This is a genomic window from Bacillus sp. FSL K6-1106 (assembly GCF_038005245.1).
GTDB lineage: Bacteria > Bacillota > Bacilli > Bacillales > Bacillaceae > Bacillus > Bacillus altitudinis.
Map to the genome: position 1 here is coordinate 1,085,824 of NZ_JBBOSV010000001.1, position 20,864 is coordinate 1,106,687.

Consider the following 20,864-nt stretch of genomic DNA (forward strand, 5'->3'; position numbering starts at 1 on the left):
CTCTGAACATTTAAATTAACGAACGTCTCATAAACACGTGCACGCCTTTTGGCGCATACACTTTGATTTGTTTCCCAGCATCATTCGCCGTCACCCAGCCTAATCCTGAAAAGACAATGTCCATTTTTGGCTGATCGATGGTGAAAGTGTGCGGAACGAGCGGCGGGAAATCTTCCATTCCCTCTTTTGATGGCGGTGAAAGCAGCTCACCTGCATGCTTTTCATATAACTCATCTGCATTCTCCATCTTTGTCCTGTGAATGTTGAGTTCATTAGGCATGTAGCAAACAAAGGATGTTCTGCCGCCTTTTACATAATCAAATCGAGCCAGTCCGCCAAAGTAAAGCGTTTGAGCTTCATTTAACTGGAACGTTCTCGGTTTCAATTCTTTTTTCGGCGTTAAAATCTTTAAGTCATTTTTGCCGACATAGTGCGCCATTTGATGGCGGTTGATGATCCCCGGTGTATCGAATAAAGCAGACCCGTCATCAAGCGGGATTTCAATCGCATCAAGTGTTGTCCCTGGGTATTGGGATGTGGTGATCACATTCTCTTCTCCAGACACCTCTTTGATAATGCGGTTAATAAATGTTGATTTCCCAACATTTGTACAGCCGACAACATAGACATTTCTGCCCTCACGGTAATGATCAATGGCCTCCATGACCTCAGGCACACCTTGTCCTCTGCTCGCACTGATTAAAAACACATCGATCGGATTGAGCCCATTTTCTTTTGCTTCCCGCTTCATCCATTGAACAAGACGGTCTTTTTTCACGGATTTCGGTAAAATATCTACCTTGTTGCCGACAAGTAAAATGGGATTACCCCCAACAATACGGCTCAGTCCATTAATCCAGCTTCCGTTAAAGTCAAAAATATCAACGACCTTGACGATCAGAGAATCAGTCTCGCCAATGCTGTGTAAAATATTTAAAAAGTCGTCTTCTGTTAAAGATACATCCTGAATTTCATTGTAGTTCTTTAACCTAAAACAGCGCTGACAGATCACATCTTCTTTCAATAGAGATGCTGCCGGCGCATATCCTAATTGATCTTTATCTTCCGTCTGAATGGCTACACCGCAGCCAATACAAACAACCTTTTCCATTATTACTCTTCCTCCCACTGAATGTGGCCCTTACGCTTTAAGGCTCCTAAAATTCTACGTTCAATCTGCCTGTTAAACTTCGTGAAAAATCCGTCCGATGCCGCAACAGGTACAACCAAAATGGTATGGAAGCCATGCCTGTTTCCGCCAAGCACATCTGTCATAAGCTGATCGCCAATGACAACCACATCTTCTTTCTTCAATTGCATATCAGCGACGGCCTTATTAAAGGCTCTTCCCATCGGTTTTCTCGCTTTATAAATAAACGGGATATGAACAGGCTCAGAAAAAAGCTTGACCCTTTTTTCATTATTGTTCGATACAATCGTCACCTGTATCCCGTGATCTTTCATCTCTTGAAACCATTCAATTAAACGCGGGGTCGCACTAGGACGATCCCATTCTACTAGTGTGTTATCTAAATCCGTAATAATTCCTTTTACATTTCGTTCTTTTAGTTTTTGCGGCGAAATGTGGAAAATACTTTTCACAAATTCATCCGGTAAGAAATACTTCTTTAGCACAATTTGCACCCTTTCTTCCATTGGTTTTTCAGCGATTGTGTCGAATCAAATCACAATTTGTCTGTCTATCGAATACAATGAAAAAGTTTTCGACATATGATGAGGACCTTCAACAGGTGTGGATAATTTTACACACATTATCCACCTATATTTCATCATGCTTTCATTCAATTATAAACACTCTACCCACAAGTTATCCACTTAACCATGTGGATAACAGAACGATTGTTCTTGTTTCCCATTCATGGTAGATTAAAGGTACTTCAAAGACATTCGATCAACCTATGATGATATGTCTTTTCCTCAAGTTTTATGCCAACTTTTTCAGGGGAGGTGTTTTTCCCATCATATGGGTTTCTAGTATGAAAAAGCTGTCAGATGATTTACTTATAGAATCGTATTATAAAGCAAATGAAATGAACTTAAATCGCGACTTCATTGAATTAATTGAGACAGAAATGAAAAGACGTTCGCTCGGGCATATGCTCTCTGTTTCCTCTTAATTCCATATATCCAGGAACCATGCCTCCCGAGCACTCTCCTTTTTTAAACTCAGGTGACTGATATTATATCACTTGCGCTATAGGCTTACTACTATTTTCCGTAAAAAACACCCCTTCTGATCAAAGAAGAGGTGTCTTATTTGCAAGGCTGTTCATTCCAAAACCATAACCCTCCACCTACGACCAAAATGACGACAAGGAACACAACAAGAAAAGCGTAACCGATTCCTGCTCCTTGAGCTGGATAAGGCGAACACGCAGGGTAAGGATAAGGACATCCCCACATATCAGTTACCTCCTTCTAAGAAGATATACTGTTAGACTATGCTGGATGGATCGTCTTGTTTAGGCAGATGGCCTGCATTTAAAAATGTTTAATGACATCACGCTCTTTGATTTCGTTATAAATGATTCTTGCCCCTTTTGGTGTCATATGATTGCCAGAAGGGTCAATGAGGCCAGACTGAATCAAGGCGTTGTCACTATCTTCACCCGCTTCTCGGATGAACGCTTTCCAATTGTCGACAAGCGGCACTTGCTGTTTTTCAGCTACTTGTCTTGTGATGTCATTGTATGAGTTTTGCCAAGCTCTCGCCCCGCCTCTCTCAGCAAAATAAGATGACTTATATCTAGAATAATAATACAAGCCCTTTTTGCCTCCTTCCACCACAGGCACGCACGTCATGAGGATCGGGGTAATTCCCTCTTTCCTACTTTCAGAAATGAAGTAGGATAAGTTTTCTTTAAATCGTTTTTTGGTCACACGGGGATGTTTCCCGTCTAGAATCGCCGCATCATTTGTACCGAACATGATGAGGACGTAAGTTGGTTTTTGTTTTAAAATATCCTGCTCAAAGCGAAGCTTCGCATCTTCTGTTGTCTGCCCGCCAATCCCGGCATTCTGTACCTTGATTTGGCCACGCTCGACGTTTTTCATGAGATTCACCCATTTTTCAGATGTGGGATAATCTCGAAAATCCCAGTTCGATCCTCTTGTGTTACTGTCACCAAATGCAATCACGCTTTCCTGCACTGGTTTTGAGCACCCAGCAGCAACACATAACAGGATGAAAAGGAAAACAAATTTCTTCACAACATTCACCTCCAAAAGCCCTCTTCATATAGTAAACGACAAGACTTTTGGTTTCAATGAATGACTGTTTTCTTATTGTAATTGAACCGGCAGATAATCTCTGTTATGGTGCACCAGTTCGCTTACTTTCACAAACTCATAGCCCCTTTTCTTTAGTTCAGGTACGACTTGTTTCAGCGCTTCTACTGTCTGCTTACGATTTCCTCCGCCATCATGTAAAAGGATGATATCACCGCCCTGAATATTCTCAATAATACGGCTGGCAATTTTGTGTGTACCTGGCCTAGACCAGTCCTTCGGATCTTGCGTAAAGGACCACATCACGACATCGTATCCTTGCTTAGAAAGAATGCGGAATGACTTCATCGTCAAGCGCCCGCCAGGAGGACGAAATAATAAGGGTCCACCAGGCTGGAGAGAAGCGATATGAGCCGCTGATTCTTTTAATTCTTGCTTGATTTCTTTCGATGACAAAAGGTCAAAATACGTATGGTTCATCGTGTGATTGCCAAGCTCATTTCCTTCGCTCACAATCCGCTCTGCGAGCAGGGGATATGCATGAATACGGCTTCCGATGACAAAAAAGCTGGCATTCACTTCATGCTCTCTCAGTACATCTAGTATTTGATTTGTGTATACCGGATGAGGCCCATCATCAAAGGTTAACGCAATCTTTTTCCGTTCCTCTCTCATGTCCCAAAAGGCTCGTCCCGTTTTTTCTAGGTCGATTCTTTTTAATGTACGCGCCTCTATGTTACCAGGAACAAAAGCGCATATTACCAATATACATAACAAGATATGCAACCCTTTCATCAGACCGCCTCCACAGAACATCATTACACATTAAATTGCCCGCTTTCTGACGAATTCATTCAAGTTTCGTGAACGTCTACGCTTCTTTTTCACATAAAAAAAGCCGGCCCATCAGGCCCGCTTTTTGTCTCACGTTTGGTTTCTCTCTTCAACTGTCGAACGTTGCTTAGAATTCATACAGACACTCTCCTTCTTGGATTTGATTTTGAGCCCATAACAATTTTTGATAATACTGGTTGGACTTCTGGTATTGTTGAGAGGTTTCTAAGGCTGTCGCAATTTCTAGTGAGATATCCTCTATATAAGAGTATAGGCTAAGTTTTTCCAAATAATCAATGGTTTTTTGCAGTTGTTCTTCATTGATTTCCTGAACATATAAAGCATCCAGATACTCAAACATATGACAGAACAGCTGGTCTTCATGCTTCTTTGCGGCCAATTTCCCATCCTCTAATATGCGCCTTGCTTCAGTCTGCTCATTTTGTCTAAAAAGTAGCTTGGCCAGTGTATAAAGTGTATGAGGCAGCGTGGGAAGCAGCTCTTTTTTGGCGAGGTCAGCCGATTCGGTTAAATATCGTTCTGCTTCTTCTCGATATCCTAACTCCCCGTAACATTTCCCTAAATTATAGAGTGCTGAGCTATAGATGCGCGGGTGGTCAATTTCGGATGCGAGTTGTTTCGCCTTTTTCAAGTGAGGCAGTGCTCGATCTTTACGTTTTAAATCTTGATAATTTCCCGAGATGACAAAGAGGCACTGAATAATGCGAATGGAATATGCATCATGCTGATCGTATATTTCAAGCGCTTTTAAAATATGGTGCATGGAGACATGCGTTTGTTTCATTATATAGTAGGCTTCTGCTACCTTAAAATGAAACTCGGCCTGCTCAATATCATCAAATACCATAGACAGCTGTTTTTCTGCCATGCGATAATATTTGACGGCCTCCAAATATTCTTTTTGACTAAACTCATGCATGCCACGAAAAAATGCATGGTAATAATGCAGCATATCAGATAACTCATGATTGGAATTTTCGATTTTATCGACAAGGTTAGATACTGAGAAAGGTTGATATTTTGAAGGGTGTATATAGTCGAGCATAATTTGGTGCCGAAAACACATGAGCTGATAATAAATCAGTAAATGCTGGTCCTCTTCCATACGTTCAATTTCCGCTTCTACTTCCGCTTTCAAGATTTCCGCATCTGGAACACTGAACTGCCGTATCATTCGATACCATTCATTAATTTTCATACCGACATGTGAAGAAAGAACCTTCCCCATGTTCCGAAAAAACCCCTTCCTTTTCGGTCTAATATTACATATTTTAGCACGCTTCTAGACCGCCAAGCACCGCAAAGAAACCGCAAACATATGAGAGGTGCAGCAAAAACATACGCATAAGCACGTTTCTTTCGAAAAAGATGATTTTTTCATCGTACAGACACAGACAATCCTTCCTTCACATACATTTGAGGATATAGGCAACGGCCTAAACATGGTGGAGGTGAAAATCGTGGCAGGAGTATTTACAGCGATGGGATTGATGGTCAAAGAATTGGTGTTTTTAGTGTCCTATGTCAAAAACAATGCCTTTCCACAACCCCTTTCGGGAGATGATGAAAAAAAATACTTAGCCCTTATGGCAGAGGGCGATGAACACGCAAGAAACATGCTGATTGAACATAACCTTCGGCTCGTCGCCCATATTGTCAAGAAATTTGAAAATACCGGGGAAGACGCTGAAGACCTCATCTCCATCGGGACGATCGGACTCATTAAAGCCATCGAAAGCTATTCCTCTGGAAAAGGAACAAAGCTGGCAACATATGCGGCGCGGTGTATCGAGAACGAAATCCTGATGCATTTACGCGCACTCAAAAAAACAAAAAAGGACGTCTCTCTGCATGACCCCATCGGTCAGGATAAAGAAGGCAACGAAATTTCATTAATTGACGTCTTAAAATCAGAAAATGAAGACGTGATTGATACCATTCAGCTCAACATGGAGCTTGAAAAAGTAAAAGAATATATCGACATTCTCGACGGCCGGGAAAAAGAAGTCATCGTCGGCCGGTTCGGCCTTGATTTAAAGAAAGAAAAAACGCAGCGGGAAATAGCCAAGGAGCTCGGAATATCGCGGAGCTATGTGTCCCGGATTGAGAAGCGAGCGCTGATGAAGATGTTTCATGAGTTTTACCGAGCGGAGAAGGAGAAACGGAAGCGGGAGAAGGGGAAGTGATTTGAAAGATGTAAAAGAACCACTTCATTTTGTGTGATAAAAAACAGACCGCATTAGGTCTGTTTTTTTATTTTAGCTCTATACTACTGTCTCTCTGCATTGCTTTTTATGCCTCTATTCAAGCTTCTCGTTGATACGCTGTATAAGAAACTGCATCTAGAACTGACTATCAGCCATATTTGTGTTGTACATTTATGACAATCTCCATTGCATGACATCAGTCAGGCTAAAGAAGGCAACGAAATTTCATTAATTGCCTTCTTAACATCTGAAAATGAAGATGTGACTGATACCATTCAGCTCTACATGACCGGTCCGGTTTGAAGTTAAAGAAAGAGAAGGCGAAATGAGCAGGGAATTTTAATAGAAAACATTTTGCAACAGAACAGGCCTTATAAGGTCTGTTTTTATTTGTTTAGGCTCTTACCATTTATGGATTATCTTTTAATTTTAAATATGGTTTCGGTATATTTTTTTGCCCTTCAAATCTGAAAAGTATATAATTAATATACTTGTATGACAAATAAAGAGGGGTGATTTCTATTACATTCAATCCAGTTTCCAATAAAAAATTATACATACAAATTTATAATCAGATCCTTTCTGAAATACAGTTAGGCTCTTTTCAAATAGGAGATAAACTTCCTTCAGAAAGGGAATTATGCGAACAATTTGGTGTCAGCCGCGCACCTGTTAGACAAGCCCTCAGCGCACTGGAAATGAATGGTATTATTTATTCACGTCAAGGAGAAGGTGTTTTCGTTAAGAGTACGACCATACACAATGAAGGGTCCATCTCTATGACATCGGCATCACCTGAGGATATCGTGGAAGCTAGAATGCATATCGAGCCTTTAATTATTCATTTTGCTGCTTTGAGAGCGACTGACGAAGATATTTTAGAACTGAAACAAACCATCAAAAAAATGGAAGAAGAAACACATTCAGGTGTATACGTCCCGGCAACTGACGAGCAGCTACATATGGGAATTGCAAAAGCGTCACATAATGATTTATTCATTACCTTTATGTCTTCCATTACGAATGCTATGAAGCAGCAGGAAATGTGGAGGTTTATACGTGATCGAACCGTTACCCGTTCTGACTATCGTGAGGTCAACTTTCAGGAGCATAAACTGATTATAGAAGCACTCGAAGAACGGAACGCAGCAGAAGCTGTGAAACGTATGACTGCCCACATGCAAAACCTATATGATCGATATTGGAAAAGCTAGGATCTTCCACTTCCAAATACGATATGAGAAGCTTCTTTTTATTTAATCGAAAAATAAGACGCATACAACAAGTAGAAGCCTTGCTGTTATGCGTCTTTGTCTTTTTAAGTTCGTTTATTTTCCGATGCTCGGCACCCTTCGCATATTCCGTATAAGACTTTAACCCCTTCAGAGCCATAAGCGATGTCAATGATTTCTCCACACTCCCGGCAAACGATCGTATTTTGTGGTACATTTGTCTCTTTTTCCATGAAAATTTCAGCTCCAATCGTTTTATCCTCATGTATTGTCTCGTTTTCTTTCAGAACTTCTCCTGACAGCTAAATCACCACAATATTTCCCCTTACTACTTCCATCATAGTTTTTTTATGACCCTCGTTTAAATAGACTTTTCTATACTGGATTTTTCTGTACTTGCTTTTACAACTAGTGCTTTTCCTGACTGTTTAACTAAAAACACAATAATAAAAGAAGCCAGTATCATACTAATACCTAAAAAAATCATACTGATGTGAAAAGAACCTGTGACATCCTTAATGTACCCGACAATATATGGCCCAAAGAAACCGCCAAGATTGCCAATACTGTTGATTAGTGCGATCGCTCCACCGGCGGCTGCTCCTGTTAGAAAAGAAGGGGGAATGGCCCAAAATGGAGAATAAGCACCAAAGGCTCCGCACAAGGCAATGGTTAAAAACACAAAGGATAAGATCACACTGGAATTTGCTATATAACTGCTAATGATCATGGCCATCGCACTGACAGTTAAGCAGGCAGATACATGCCATCGCCTCTCGTTTTTCTTGTCAGAATGATTCCCGACCAGCACCATTACAATGATAGCGACGGTATACATGAAACCTAACAGCCAGCCCATTCCCTGCGTACTTAAGGAAATGGTGTCAGATAATCCTTTAGAGATTGTCGGCAAAAACATATTGATGCCGTAAAATCCAACCATCCAGCAGAAATAGCCTGCCGATAAAATGAGTACATCTCGATCTTTTAAAGCTTGAGTGAATGTATATCGCTTGACCTGTTCTTTTTCAAGCTTTTCTTTTGTTGTGACATGAATCAGCCACTCTTTTTCATCTTGATTCAGCCATTTTACATCTTCAAGTTTGTCATCCAAATAAAAGAATGCAATTACTCCAAGAATGAGTGCTGGAATGGCTTCTAAAATAAACAGCCACTGCCATCCAGACATATCCAGCCAATCAACACCTAATAGAAATGTAGAAAGTGGTGCACCTAGGGCATTCGCTCCCGGAATCGCCAGCATAAATCCAGCAATGGCTTTGGCATGATGTTTGGTTTGATAAAAACCGCTCAAATAAAACACCATACATGGATAAAAACTAGCTTCTGCCGCACCCAATAAGAAACGTGCTGTATAAAACTGCCATGGTTCTTGGACAAAAGCCATTAAAATCGCAATAATTGCCCATGTCACCATAATTCGGCTGATCCATTTACTCGCACCGATCTTTGCCATAATGGCACTTCCCGGAACTTCTAATAAAAAATACCCTAAAAAGAATATTCCAGCCCCAAGTCCAAATACAGCATTTGAGAATCCCAAATCTTCATTCATTTGAAGAGCAGCAAATCCAATATTCACACGATCTAAAATAGCGATAACAAAACATAAGGATAAAAATGGGATAAGGCGAAGTGTAACTTTACGAGTCGTCGACTTTTCTAATGCTTGTTGATTCAACATGATTCCCCCTTCAAGTTGCTTTGACCAACTGCGTGAAGATGTCTAAATGGCATGACACATTTTTATTAAGCGCTTACAAAATATCATTTCATCAATCATTTTGACTGTGACTCTACATCCTTTTTATTTAAAATAGAGTCAGGCATGTTCATGTGCCTGCTCCATTTCTTTCTACTAGTCCATATGTGAACCACCATTGATATCGATTTCTTCTCCTGTAATGTAGGATGCTTCTTTAGTAGCCAAAAATGTAATGGCGGCTGCGATTTCTTTCGTTTCACCTGGTCGGCCAAGTGGTATATTATCAATTACTTTTTCGGCTTCATCGATAGGAAGTGACTTCCAAATATCCGTATTCACAAGGCCTGGTGCCACACAATTCACTGTGATACTATCTTTCCCTACTTCACGGGCAAGGTTTTTAGAAAAACCTAATACTGCTGCTTTGGAAGCTGAGTAATGTGCTCCTCCAAATACGCCTCCTCCCCTTTTAGCCGATACAGAAGACAGGTTGATAATACGCCCATATTGCTGCTTGATCATTGGTTCTAGCACGGCTTGTGTACACAAGAACAAACCAAACATATTTACATTAAATACTCTTGTCATATCTTCAAGTGTCATGTTCTGAACGGTTACTTTTTGAGAAACACCTGCATTATTCACCAATATGTCAATGCGGCCAAACGCCTCAAGCGTTACAGCCACCATTTGATCAATTGATTCCTTATTTGTTACATTTACTACTACGCCTAACGCTTTTCCTCCGGCTTTTTGAATGGCTTCTACTGTGAAGCGAATCCCTTCTTCATTGATATCTGCTACCACGACAGCAGCACCCTGTTTAGCAAGTGTTAGAGCGATTGTTCGGCCAATTCCTTTTTCAGAACCGCTCCCTGTTACAATAGCTACTTGATTGTTTAATGTAAACATTGTAAATAACCTACTTTCAAATGTGATTGTTCAGCATGTCTTTTGCTGTATTTATGATGTTTTCGATTGTTATTCCATTTATTTCTAAAAGTTTTTCGTAAGGTGCAGATTCTCCAAAACGGTCTTGCACTCCGATCCGTTTGACTTTTCCTCGACCTTCTTCTGCTGCTACTTCACATACAGCACTGCCTAATCCGTTCAAAATGTTATGATCCTCTACAGTGATCATACGTCCAATATCGAGACACTCCACAACCGCCTCTCGATCTAGAGGTTTGATCGTATGCATATCTAAAAGTGATGCTTCAATCCCTTGTTCTTCTAGTTTTTTAACCGCTTCCAAAGCAAGGTATACTGTATCACCATTTGCAATGATCGCAATATCTTTGCCAGACCTTAATTTTTTGGCTTTTCCAATCACAAACTCCTCATGTTCATCATAAATCATCGGCACAGCATCTCGGGTAAAGCGCAAATACATGGGGCCATACGTATTCGCTGCCTCTTTGATCAATTTTCTCGTCGAATAGTAATCAGAGCCCATGATGACCGTCATATTGGGAAATGTTCTTAAAACGCCCATATCTTCTATCGCTTGATGACTTCCACCGTCACTTCCCGGTGTCAATCCTCCGTGCGAGCAGGCAATCTTTACATTCAAATTCGGATAGCATATTTCTTGACGGATTTGCTCTGCCATGCGCAGCGAGCCAAAAACTGCGTAAGTGCTTACAAATGGAATTTTTCCAGTTGTCGCAAGACCAGCTGCCAGCCCGGCACCATTTTGTTCGGCAATTCCAACGTTCACATGCTGATTGGGAAGCTGCTTAATGAATTCTCCTGTTTTGCATGATTTGCCGATATCAATATCAATCACGTAAATATGTTGATTCTCTTTTCCTAACTTAACAATTTCATCACCGAAGGCTTCACGTGTCGCTTTTTTCTTAATGACCGCTTTTTCAGTTTGGCTCATGATCTCAAACCTCCTGCTAATTCTTCTAATGCCTGTTCATACTCTTTCTCATTTGGCGCAACACCGTGCCATGAGCAGATATTTTCCATGTAGGAAACGCCTTTGCCTTTAATCGTGTCTGCTACAATACATTTCGGCTTTCCATTTTTCATGTTTTTCACTTGATTCAATGTTTCGACTATCTCTTCCATCGAATGTCCGTCAATTCGCTTTGTTTCAAACCCGAATACTTCAAACTTCATTTCTATGTCTTGCAGCGGCATGATTTCCTCGCAGAAACCATCAATTTGCAGACGGTTATTGTCAACAAAAACAATTAAATTATCAAGACGATATTTGACTGCGGTTTGAACCGCTTCCCAAATTTGTCCTTCTTGACATTCGCCATCGCCTACCATCACAAATACCCGATAATCTTTTTCATCCCGTTTACCCGCAAGCGCCATACCAACCCCACAAGAAAGTCCTTGGCCTAATGAACCTGTTGAAATATCAATTCCAGGGCATTTCTTCATATCAGGATGACCTTGGAACGGTGAACCGTACTGTCTCAATTTGTATACGTTTTCAAAAGGGACATAACCTTTTAGCGCTAAGGCAGCATATTGAATAGGTGCAACATGGCCTTTCGATAAAACAAAACGATCTCGATCTTCCCAGTTAGGATTTTGAGGATCGATATTCATCTCTTTGAAATAAAGGGCCGTGATGATATCAGCAGCTGATAAAGAGCCGCCAGGATGCCCCGATTGCGCTTCATAAATCATCGTAATCGCCGTTTGTCTAAGTTCAATCGCTTTTGCTTTTAAATTCGCCAAACTTACATCTTTCACTGGATCACCTCATTTTATTATTTAAAATCCAATCTTATATTCTTAGTTACTTGTTCACTTGTATGACAAGTAATTTATGAGAACACTATACAATTCTTGCAAGCATTTGTCTATCTATTTTTTGAATTTTTAAACAATCAATGCAGATTTGTATAAGATGCTCTTTAGATTACATAGAGCAAAATTTTAGAAAAACAGTATCCAACATAAAAAAACATCACTCGTCATTTTCATTGAGTGATGTTTCACATTCTGTATTTATCTCACTACCCCGTTTTCTTTTAAAAAACGCTCAAACAGCTGATTTCCTTCCTCTTCAATTTTGTCATCTTCAATAGAATACTCGCCAATCAACAGCCCTAAATCTTCATATTTTTCATAATGCTTTAAAAGCGTTATCCCATACCATGTATGATCAAAGAATAATTGCCACTTTCCTGTTTCTAAACTCTTAAAAAACACTCCTTCAACATCAAGACCCTGTTCGTAATAGCCAACATGTACATGCATGGTATCATCTAAACGACACATTTTATTCTCCTTCTCGTTCCCCGTAAGAATTTATAGATCTTGCTGAAATTCAATCGTCCTCAACTCCACCCATTCAACACTATCAGGTATCGATTTTGTTTTTAGAAAATGTTGAACGATTTCATAAGCTTGATGTCGATCGACGTAGCTGCATGAAGGTACATACAATGGTGCGCCTGCAACGACATGCTTGATCGTTTCTATCTTCTCTACTTTTTTAAAAGGAACCAAAAAATCTGGATATCTCATGAGAAAAAAGCCATAAGGTTCATGATAAAAGAAAACAAGACTTTCCGTTTCCCAATCTTCATCCACTTCAATAGAAGATTCTCCATTCCCTTGTTTCCAATAGTCTTCACCCTTATGGAAGAAGATTTCTTTCATCCATTCTTCTCCTGGATTTTCCACTGGAGCACCGGTTGGTCCATAATACAAAAACATTCCATTCTCTCCTTATTCATTTATTGATCCCTTGTTCTCTTTCCTTCAAATGTGTAAAATCCACACGTCTGTTTATTTAATTTTAGCATGCTGAATAACTGTGGATTTAATTTTTCAGCATCCTGGATGCTTACCCATTTTACTTCTTCAATATCATGATCAGGATCTAAAATATTCATGTCTCCCCCGATGATTTCCGCAAAAAACGTAAAAATAAGTGCATGATGCATGTTATCTTGAAAAAGTATTTCTCTAACAGAATGAAGTTCATTTACTTTGATCACATATCCTGTTTCTTCTCTCACCTCACGGATCACAGCTTGCTGCAGATGTTCTCCTTTTTCCACTGCACCACCGGGAAACTCCCAATAACCTTTCACATTTTTCACCATGAGAATATGTTCATCCATGTCATAAATCAAAGCTGACACCACGTCTACTCTCTTCAACTGAATCCTCCTCACCCATTGTCGAAAATATAAAACGAGCTGTTCATATCAATCTTTTCTCATTATACTGTATCCTTGTTACGAAAGATTGGAGGGCTTAGCTCGTGGATCATTATGCTCTTATTGATTGTCCAAATCAGATTTACGAGGAACATCGTCTCTCTTTTGAGACAATTCAAGGAGTCAAACGAGAAAATCATTGAAAAACAGACAAGTAAAAAACCTCCTTCATTTAGCAGGAGGTTTGTTTATTTGATTCTCTTTCAATTGTTTCTCATCGTATAACAAATATCTGATCCGCTGTAGATAATGGAGCGCAATGTGAACGAGACAGAACATAAGCCCGATCATTGAAAGTATATAGATGGGCAGCATCAAACGAGGTACATTGTTTATGACAAAAGCCAAACCAACCACTGTCAGCATAACGAGACTTATAAATCTTATCAATACCACTTGAAGTCCCCCTTCATATTCACCATAACAGATTTTCCCTTTTTTTTTCATGACCTGCCTAAAAAAAGATGCGAATCCGCTAAGATTCACACCAAAAGGGGTATTACTTATTCGACTCACTTCTCTTCTCACGCGCTTCCTTCCACTGCTCAAGCTCAGATACCGTCAATAATTGATATCCTTGTTTGGTGAGTTCTTTGATAATCGTGACGGCTGCGTTGGCTGAGGTGTCATAGATGTCGTGCATTAAGATCGTTTCACCGCTAGATGCATGAGTTAGAATGTAGTTCGCGACGTATTGGCTGTTTCGATATTTCCAGTCTTCAGGATCCACATCCCAAAGGGTCACTTTCATGTGAAGAGCTTCGTTGATTTGCCCGTTTGTCCCGCCATATGGCGGTCTAAAATGAGTCGGTGTGAACCCGCTCGCTTTTTCAATGATTTGCTGCGTGTCTTCTACTTGTTTGACCGCTTGTTTTAAAGGAAGTCTTGTGAGCAAAGGGTGGTTATAGGAATGGTTTCCAATTTCATTTCCACCCTTTCTGATTTCACTTAACATATCGGGATAATACTGAACCCTGTTGCCTAATACAAAAAATGTGGCATGTCCTTTGTTCTCTTTTAATGCTGTTAAAATTTTTGAGGTCGTTGATGGATTGGGCCCATCATCAAATGTGAGTGCAATGGCTTTTTGATTCGGATGAAATGTGGATGTTTTCGGCAGTTTCACAATCTTTCTTGTTGGAATCGGTTCTTTTTTCTCGTTTTTGTTCATTTCTTTCTTCATATATTCAGGTTTTAATATTCCTTTCAGCAGTGTTTTCTTAATCGCTAACACTTGAGAGCCTTGATGATTTGGAGCGATTTGTCCTCTTGGAAAGTAGAATTCGATATAGCAATCTTTGATGGCAAAATACTGATAGTTCTTCGCCACAGGAGACGTTCCCTGTTTGAGCAGCGGCTGATTTTCAGCTAGCGTTCGATCTTTTTTTAATTCCTCAAAAGTCATATGAGATAATTTTTGAAGATTGTCCTTCTTTGATAGAAAAATATCGTTGATTGATAAAAATGTCTGTTTCTTGAAATCAAAGTTCATCACCTTCGTTTGATTGACGCCTTGCTTTCCGCCCTTCACTTCATATGTATTGAATTTGATTGCGACTGTTTGCTTGGCATAATGAATGATCTCATAATCGATGTTTAATTCGTATCGTTTTTCTTCATTGACATCACTCGCTTGACTAAATGATGTTTTAAACCTTTCTAACGCGGTCTCTGCAAATCTTTTGATCTCCTGATCTAGTTTTTCTTGATGAAACAGCGGATAGTTGACAGCATATCTCATGAATTTCCCGTCATTCACAAGTGTGACAATTTCAACTTGTTTGTAGCTCGCATCTTGTTCTACTTTTTTTCTCTCTGTCCCGCTTGCCTGCTGGTTATGATAAAACGCAGCGATACCGATGACGATCGTAAGTACACATAGGACGAGACTGATCTTCCCTTTCGTTGACACAATGATTCTCCTCTCGTGATGCCGTCCTGTCTGGATGACGTGTGTTTGTAGGATAGACTTTTCGCAGCCCCTTTTTAGTTTGCAAAAAACACATTTGTCACATTTTCGACATATTTTACGAGAGACATATAAAAAGGGCTTGATCACTCAGCCCTTATTTTTGCATATACAGTTGGAATAACTTTGTTTCTTCATCAATAGAGCGTGCCTGGTCAAAAGCTGCTCTGACTGTCTTTGAGTTGTTCACCAGCTCATACAGCATGGTGAGAACAAAAATAAATGACGCATTTCCATCAATGTAGTCATCGGGCGCTGTATAGGATATCGCCCCTGTTTCTAAAAAAGCTTCTGCCACCTTTTTTTCGCCTAATGTACAGCCTGTACATATAATGTGGACTCCATTTAACGAAGCATACCGCTTTATGTCATCCGCACCAAAAGCAGCACCTCTCGGCTCACCCTCTTCGTATACATCTTCTCCTAACTCCGGTATGAGAAACGCTCCTTCTTCCCCGTGAAAGGATAAAAGAATGAAGTCCGTCTCGCCTCTATTTTTCCCTGATAAAACATCAATCAGGTCATTCGGTCGGCCTATCCAATGCATATCGACTTTTGCACCAAAGTTTTCAAGTGCGGCACGCAGCGCAAAGGATTCCAGCTCACTATTTGGTCCGGCTGCCAATGTGATGCGCATGACTGGCTGGCTCATTTATATCCCCTCCAAACGATGATAAACATAGCACCATTTTTTCCTCATCTACATAAGCACCATTTATTTTTAGTGCTTTTTCCTCTACCACATACGACTTAAATCCAACAGACTTGTAAAGATGTTTGGCTGAGTCGTTTGTTGTGACCACTGTTAAATACAGTTGTTCGATATCTTTTCTTTCGCGCGCAAAAGAAAGAACTTTTGTCAGGAGCGCTTTCCCAATTCCTTTTCCACGGCCATTAGCCTTTACATACATCGCTGCCACATTGGCACGGTGCTTTAATTTCTGCAAGGTTTCTTGTATGAGTGTAACCGAGCCGACCAGCTGACCTTGATGAAAGGCGCCGAATGTCCACATAGATTGTGTAGAGGCAAAACGAGCCTTATATTTATTCTTCGTATCTAGCTTCTCTTCCTCGTAACTCATAGCAAAACTCTCTGGATTTAATCGGAGTGCTTCTAATCTCAAGTTCGCATATTCTTGAGCATCTTCTGGTGTTAACAATCGAATATTCAGAAAATCGCCTCCATCAGAATGAATTGATACTTCCAATTTTATCTTGAAAGGCGCTTTTGATCAAAGAATATTGGTTCATTTACATATAGCACATTTCTTATAGACTTTTAGGCTCTCTTTCGTTTTTGTGAAAACAAGGTCATTTTGATCATGTTCACTCGATATTTCCTATCCAAAACGATTCTTTTCTCACTTATCTTTTCACTTTTTTTATATTAACCTATAACTAATTCATAAAAAAAAGAAAAAAAAGGATTGATATGAACAAAAACATATCATAAGATAGAATAGTAATAAAAAGACAAAAAAGGGAGGAATTTGATATGACAGAAACAAGAAATGAAATCAAACTACATGTTCTTTTTGGTGCTTTAGCAGTAGGATTCCTTATGCTAGCTCTTTTTTCCTTCTCGCTACAAGTACTGCCAGTTGCTGATCTAGCAAAAGAATTTGGTATTCCAGGCAGTGTTGCCGCTGTAGTTCTTAATGTGGTTGAAGCGGGTGGAGCTGTCACTACAATTGTCTCCATTTTAACTGCTGTAGGTTCAGGCGGTCTTTCTCTTATTGCTGCGGCTGGTAAAGAGACAATTCGTCAATACCTTAAAAACGAAATTAAGAAAAAAGGCCGTAAAGCCGTTATCGCTTGGTAATTTATTTAACGACTCAATAGAAGGAGACTCTGTTCTCCTTCTATTTAAATTTTAGTGCAGGTGAGAAGATGTTATATCCATTATTATCACTACTTCTATCCATTAGACTGGAGCAACAGTATTCTAATATCGCTCAGTTCGTTATACGAAAAATTCCATTTCTCAAGTCGTTTTCTTCAAAACAGTACATATTTTTTTCTTGTATTCTTGATATCATATTCGGATGCATGATTGTATTCGTTATATCTTCATTTCTTTACTCCCCCGTCTATCAAATAGAATGGGAAAGTGCTTTTGTGATGTTTTTATTTTTATTTTCTATCGTCAAAGGAATTGAATCTTATAGAAGAACTCATCTTCTTCCTTTTAAAGAATTGATACAGCTAGCACCTGTTTCCTCTAGACAACTTTTTCAAACGCTTCTGTTTTCAGAATTGATTTGGCTTGTGTTTACGAGTTTGAGCACTTATTTGATCTATTTTTTGTTCCAATATGATATTGTTCAAACACACGATCTGGCATTCTGGTTAAAACATGTCAATGTGATGCTGACAAGTATCTTCCTATTTATCATCAGCAATAAGATATTCGGTGCTTATATCTATAACATCGTCGTGAAAAAAATCGGGGCTATTCGTGTCCTCTTTTTTGCAAGCATCGCTTTGCTTTTTTTCTTATTCGGAAGGGTTCTCATATTAAACATCATTTTCCCTTTTTATCACACCTTCCGGCAACTATTTCAATCGATCTCATCGCTTGCAGAGGATTCGTTTTGGATCACTCTTTCAAACAAGCTGATCTCTTTATATCAACATGATCTTCAGCAAATGCATCATACTTTATTTTCAGATGGCTCGATTTTTCTACAATTTCAAGCTCTGTTCCATTCACCTATTACATTGATTGTTGTGCTATTAGGTAGTGCGCTTGTCATGAGAAGTCCTGTTCGATGGATTCCAACGGAAAAAGATCAAGACCAAAGCTCAAAGCATTTTCGGGATTTATTTTATTGGTACTTTCAAGTACTGCATAAAATTCAGGGTTCGCTGTTTAGACAAAATGTGTTGATCCAAAAAGACATCAAGCTGCTGAAAGAAAAAAGGTGGCTCTTATCTAAAGAATTTTTTAATTATATGTTCATGTCATATGAAGCCTTCTTTTATATTGGTGTTTTTACCGGATTGATCTCGATCATCGATCTACAGGCCTTGCAAATTCAGCTGCTATTCACACTCAATATTATGATACTAGCGAATCAATCTTATGAGATGAGAATGCTGACACCTTCTATTTTTGCTTTAAGTGCTGAAAAAAAGAACATTTGGCTTTACGAGCTTTCTCAAATATCTCTTTTGCAATTTTTCTTATCAAAAATCCAGTTATTTTATTGTTTATTTTCCATACCAGCGCTCTTTTTACTATTCATTAATCTATCTATTATGACTGTGTATCAACTGTTTCATGTTCAGATGCTCATTCAACTGGTGGTATTAGGGGTTGGCTTTTTCATTTTTCCTTTGATTCAGCTTTACTTGTTTCCATTCACAACGAAATTCAATTTTATTCATGAGCATGAAATAGGGACAACAAATGAGGAACTAGAGATCATCGATAAAGGTCAGGCATTTGCAAGAAACTTTCTTGTTCTGCCTTTTATGTACTATTTGATTTTGACCTCTTTTCTCCCTATATTGCAGCAATCCTCAGGGCTCGTAAACGTGCTGTTCGCTATATATTTTGTGATCGTTTCAGTGATTTGCTGGATATTATGCCGCAAGACCATTTATAAAGGAATTGAGTATGTTGAAAAAAATAAGATATTTTCTATCGGAGAATAGATTGATTCTACGCCTCGGCTATCTTTACGCCGGTGTATTTATTGTAGCTTTGCTCATTGGAAGTCTCCTTCCTTATGATCAGATTCCTTATTTAAAAAAGGATGAAGACATGTTTTTTCTCTCTATTTTTTCAAACAATTTACAGGTTGGGCTTGCCATTCTAGGTATCGGGGCTTTTACTGGCGGCATTATGTCTGCTGGCATTCTTTTTTATAATGGCTATATCATTGGAAAACTCATTCAGTTTTTGATAGCTCAGCATGAAGTACAGCAGTTATTCACTGGCCTCATGCCACATGCTTTTGTTGAGGTTCTTGGTTTGATCCTCTTTTCAATCGTCAGTGCTTTTCCATTTATTTATCTTTACCGGTTTATGAAAGGTAAGGCCATTGATGTAAGAAAGCTGACTCGGACTGTGATTCAGTTAATCTTTGCCGCTGTAGTGCTCTTGTTGATTGCCTCTCTTTTAGAGGAATATGTCAGCCATGTACATCTATCTTAGAAGAAAGGAGAATGTGGTTCTATGGAGCTACTTCTACGCCCTAAGCAATTTTTCAACCAACATCAATCGACCAAAACTGTTATAGGTTTAGTCTTACTATCTTTATTTGTTTCAACTGTTTTTTTAACATTTTTCATTATTGATTTGTTAGTAGAGGAACCATTATCTGCGGGAAAACAATTAGCCAGCATTGTGTTTATCTTTTTACTGACAATCCCACTTTATTTCATATTGAATTTTCTCGGTACTGTCGTGACTTCAATTTATATGTACTTTTTTCATAAAACGTTTATTTTGCGCAAAATGTATTTTGTCATCTTGCTTTATAATGCGTTTCTTCTATTAGTGAATAGCGCAGCAATCTATTGTGTGATGGTACTTGATTTAGATCATTATTTTATCTTCATCCAAGCGGTTTCGTTTTTGATCAACTTGTACCTTTTACGCATCCTATATGATGGGATCATTTATTATGCTAAAGGATCAAAAAAAGCCGCCCTTGCGACCGTCATCTTGTATATGCTGGTGACCACCGTTTTTGTTATTGGAGGATTTATCAATGGCTAGTTTGCAAGTGTCTCAGCTATCTTTTCGTTATGAAACAACTGAAGAAAGCTCTCCCCTCCTTGATCAAGTATCCTTTCATCTGAAAGAAGGTGATTGTGCTTGTATTATCGGAAAAAACGGCAGCGGTAAATCGACACTTTTAAAGATCATCGCAGGTCTGCTTCCTTCAGTATCCGAAACTGTTTTACTCAATGAACAGCATCATCCTGGGTCAGCTCTTTATAAAGGATTGGTCGCGTACATCCCAGATAAGCCTTTGGTTTATGATGCGCTGACTGGTATCGAGCATATGACTCTTATACAGTCGCTATGGAAAATGAATCAGTCAGAAAAAGAGATATACAAAAAGACCTTTCTCTCGCTTTGTGATGCATTTGATTTAACTCATGCACTCAAGATGCCTGTCAAACAATATTCACTAGGTATGAGATATAAACTTTTCTTTAATTGTATGGCGGCCAGATCACCAGAGCTAATCATTCTTGATGAACCTTTTACATCTCTTGATGAGGCATCTCAAATGCAGTCTATTTCTTTATTAAAAGAAGAATTCTCTGATCAATGTGTTTTATTTACAAGCCATCAGCGCTACCTTTATTCAGAATTAGGAAATCGTTTTTTCGAGCTTGATCACGGACAATTAAATGAAATAGAGCGTTAAACATACAAAAGGCATCCCATCACAGGATGCCTCA

25 protein-coding genes and 1 pseudogene are annotated in these 20,864 nt (G+C 39.2%); 9 read left to right on the top strand and 17 right to left on the bottom strand.

The window, feature by feature from the left end; all coding sequences use genetic code 11:
* Nucleotides 1-10: 10 nt before the first annotated feature.
* Both yqeH and MHI20_RS05675 read right to left on the bottom strand, forming a co-directional pair.
* Nucleotides 11-1,111 (bottom strand): ribosome biogenesis GTPase YqeH, encoded by a 1,101-nt coding sequence (gene yqeH, locus MHI20_RS05670; RefSeq protein WP_041091339.1) that lies wholly within the window; start codon nt 1,109-1,111, stop codon nt 11-13.
* A 2-nt stretch (nt 1,112-1,113) separates the two neighbouring features.
* Nucleotides 1,114-1,635, bottom strand: coding sequence for a YqeG family HAD IIIA-type phosphatase (locus tag MHI20_RS05675; RefSeq protein WP_008356191.1), 522 nt, complete (start codon nt 1,633-1,635; stop codon nt 1,114-1,116).
* 362 nt (nt 1,636-1,997) lie between these two features.
* Here MHI20_RS05675 and MHI20_RS05680 point away from each other — a divergent pair, with 362 nt between their 5' ends.
* Nucleotides 1,998-2,138: a sporulation histidine kinase inhibitor Sda gene (locus MHI20_RS05680; protein ID WP_003217327.1), complete on the top strand. Its 141-nt coding sequence runs from the start codon at nt 1,998-2,000 to the stop codon at nt 2,136-2,138.
* A 136-nt stretch (nt 2,139-2,274) separates the two neighbouring features.
* On the opposite strand, the gene MHI20_RS05685 is transcribed toward MHI20_RS05680, so the two are convergent.
* From MHI20_RS05685 to MHI20_RS05700, 4 genes are all read right to left on the bottom strand, one after another.
* Entirely contained in the window at nt 2,275-2,424 is a 150-nt protein-coding gene (locus tag MHI20_RS05685; protein ID WP_003217499.1) for a hypothetical protein, read from the bottom strand.
* A 78-nt stretch (nt 2,425-2,502) separates the two neighbouring features.
* A complete protein-coding gene (locus MHI20_RS05690; RefSeq protein WP_169476094.1) occupies nt 2,503-3,231 on the bottom strand; it encodes an SGNH/GDSL hydrolase family protein in 729 nt (242 codons plus the stop codon).
* A 72-nt stretch (nt 3,232-3,303) separates the two neighbouring features.
* Nucleotides 3,304-4,044: a polysaccharide deacetylase family protein gene (locus MHI20_RS05695; protein ID WP_035390873.1), complete on the bottom strand. Its 741-nt coding sequence runs from the start codon at nt 4,042-4,044 to the stop codon at nt 3,304-3,306.
* A gap of 166 nt (nt 4,045-4,210) precedes the next feature.
* The gene (locus tag MHI20_RS05700; protein WP_007501361.1) at nt 4,211-5,332 is read right to left on the bottom strand and encodes a response regulator aspartate phosphatase; all 1,122 of its coding nucleotides are present in this window, start codon (nt 5,330-5,332) and stop codon (nt 4,211-4,213) included.
* Between the two features lie 229 nt (nt 5,333-5,561).
* Between MHI20_RS05700 and sigK the strand changes: the two genes are divergently transcribed.
* The 3 genes and pseudogenes from sigK to MHI20_RS05715 all read left to right on the top strand — a co-directional run bounded on the left by sigK (nt 5,562) and on the right by MHI20_RS05715 (nt 7,525).
* Nucleotides 5,562-6,290, top strand: a complete 729-nt coding sequence (gene sigK / locus MHI20_RS05705; protein WP_058014952.1) for an RNA polymerase sporulation sigma factor SigK — start codon at nt 5,562-5,564, stop codon at nt 6,288-6,290.
* A gap of 207 nt (nt 6,291-6,497) precedes the next feature.
* Nucleotides 6,498-6,599, top strand: a pseudogene (locus MHI20_RS05710) (RNA polymerase subunit sigma-70); the annotation flags it as partial.
* Between the two features lie 224 nt (nt 6,600-6,823).
* Complete coding sequence (locus tag MHI20_RS05715; protein ID WP_178930350.1) at nt 6,824-7,525, top strand: FadR/GntR family transcriptional regulator; 702 nt, start codon at nt 6,824-6,826, stop codon at nt 7,523-7,525.
* A gap of 104 nt (nt 7,526-7,629) precedes the next feature.
* Here the strand turns inward: MHI20_RS05715 and MHI20_RS05720 are convergent, their stop codons facing one another.
* The 11 genes from MHI20_RS05720 to MHI20_RS05770 all read right to left on the bottom strand — a co-directional run bounded on the left by MHI20_RS05720 (nt 7,630) and on the right by MHI20_RS05770 (nt 16,648).
* Nucleotides 7,630-7,776: a GapA-binding peptide SR1P gene (locus MHI20_RS05720; RefSeq protein WP_008342524.1), complete on the bottom strand. Its 147-nt coding sequence runs from the start codon at nt 7,774-7,776 to the stop codon at nt 7,630-7,632.
* A gap of 128 nt (nt 7,777-7,904) precedes the next feature.
* The gene (locus tag MHI20_RS05725; protein ID WP_024718794.1) at nt 7,905-9,245 is read right to left on the bottom strand and encodes an MFS transporter; all 1,341 of its coding nucleotides are present in this window, start codon (nt 9,243-9,245) and stop codon (nt 7,905-7,907) included.
* A 177-nt stretch (nt 9,246-9,422) separates the two neighbouring features.
* Nucleotides 9,423-10,181 carry an SDR family NAD(P)-dependent oxidoreductase gene (locus MHI20_RS05730; RefSeq protein ID WP_340937120.1) on the bottom strand — a complete coding sequence of 253 codons (759 nt, stop codon included), beginning with the start codon at nt 10,179-10,181 and terminating at the stop codon, nt 9,423-9,425.
* Between the two features lie 16 nt (nt 10,182-10,197).
* Nucleotides 10,198-11,157, bottom strand: coding sequence for a transketolase family protein (locus MHI20_RS05735; protein ID WP_138278747.1), 960 nt, complete (start codon nt 11,155-11,157; stop codon nt 10,198-10,200).
* Nucleotides 11,154-11,990 carry a transketolase gene (locus MHI20_RS05740; protein ID WP_327871858.1) on the bottom strand — a complete coding sequence of 279 codons (837 nt, stop codon included), beginning with the start codon at nt 11,988-11,990 and terminating at the stop codon, nt 11,154-11,156. The genes MHI20_RS05735 and MHI20_RS05740 overlap by 4 nt, the downstream gene beginning before the upstream one ends.
* Nucleotides 11,991-12,248: 258 nt before the next feature.
* Nucleotides 12,249-12,521 carry a DUF3986 family protein gene (locus MHI20_RS05745; protein ID WP_056705295.1) on the bottom strand — a complete coding sequence of 91 codons (273 nt, stop codon included), beginning with the start codon at nt 12,519-12,521 and terminating at the stop codon, nt 12,249-12,251.
* 30 nt (nt 12,522-12,551) lie between these two features.
* Nucleotides 12,552-12,962 carry an Imm1 family immunity protein gene (locus tag MHI20_RS05750; RefSeq protein ID WP_251210973.1) on the bottom strand — a complete coding sequence of 137 codons (411 nt, stop codon included), beginning with the start codon at nt 12,960-12,962 and terminating at the stop codon, nt 12,552-12,554.
* A gap of 20 nt (nt 12,963-12,982) precedes the next feature.
* A complete protein-coding gene (locus MHI20_RS05755) occupies nt 12,983-13,411 on the bottom strand; it encodes an NUDIX hydrolase (RefSeq protein ID WP_327871856.1) in 429 nt (142 codons plus the stop codon).
* 559 nt (nt 13,412-13,970) lie between these two features.
* Nucleotides 13,971-15,383 carry a polysaccharide deacetylase family protein gene (locus MHI20_RS05760; RefSeq protein WP_340937127.1) on the bottom strand — a complete coding sequence of 471 codons (1,413 nt, stop codon included), beginning with the start codon at nt 15,381-15,383 and terminating at the stop codon, nt 13,971-13,973.
* Nucleotides 15,384-15,537: 154 nt separating this feature from the next.
* A complete protein-coding gene (locus tag MHI20_RS05765; RefSeq protein WP_024718788.1) occupies nt 15,538-16,092 on the bottom strand; it encodes a hypothetical protein in 555 nt (184 codons plus the stop codon).
* On the bottom strand, nt 16,046-16,648 hold the full coding sequence (locus MHI20_RS05770) for a GNAT family N-acetyltransferase (RefSeq protein WP_349773989.1): 603 nt from the start codon (nt 16,646-16,648) through the stop codon (nt 16,046-16,048). Before MHI20_RS05770 ends, MHI20_RS05765 begins: the two co-directional genes overlap by 47 nt.
* A gap of 287 nt (nt 16,649-16,935) precedes the next feature.
* Here MHI20_RS05770 and MHI20_RS05775 point away from each other — a divergent pair, with 287 nt between their 5' ends.
* The 5 genes from MHI20_RS05775 to MHI20_RS05795 all read left to right on the top strand — a co-directional run bounded on the left by MHI20_RS05775 (nt 16,936) and on the right by MHI20_RS05795 (nt 20,830).
* Nucleotides 16,936-17,262: an uberolysin/carnocyclin family circular bacteriocin gene (locus MHI20_RS05775; RefSeq protein WP_017358050.1), complete on the top strand. Its 327-nt coding sequence runs from the start codon at nt 16,936-16,938 to the stop codon at nt 17,260-17,262.
* A 299-nt stretch (nt 17,263-17,561) separates the two neighbouring features.
* Complete coding sequence (locus MHI20_RS05780; protein WP_340937130.1) at nt 17,562-19,100, top strand: hypothetical protein; 1,539 nt, start codon at nt 17,562-17,564, stop codon at nt 19,098-19,100.
* 1 nt (nt 19,101) lies between these two features.
* The gene (locus MHI20_RS05785; protein WP_039167181.1) at nt 19,102-19,602 is read left to right on the top strand and encodes a stage II sporulation protein M; all 501 of its coding nucleotides are present in this window, start codon (nt 19,102-19,104) and stop codon (nt 19,600-19,602) included.
* Between the two features lie 21 nt (nt 19,603-19,623).
* Nucleotides 19,624-20,169, top strand: coding sequence for a hypothetical protein (locus tag MHI20_RS05790; RefSeq protein ID WP_045034088.1), 546 nt, complete (start codon nt 19,624-19,626; stop codon nt 20,167-20,169).
* Entirely contained in the window at nt 20,162-20,830 is a 669-nt protein-coding gene (locus MHI20_RS05795; protein WP_138278752.1) for an ABC transporter ATP-binding protein, read from the top strand. Before MHI20_RS05790 ends, MHI20_RS05795 begins: the two co-directional genes overlap by 8 nt.
* Nucleotides 20,831-20,864: the final 34 nt, after the last annotated feature.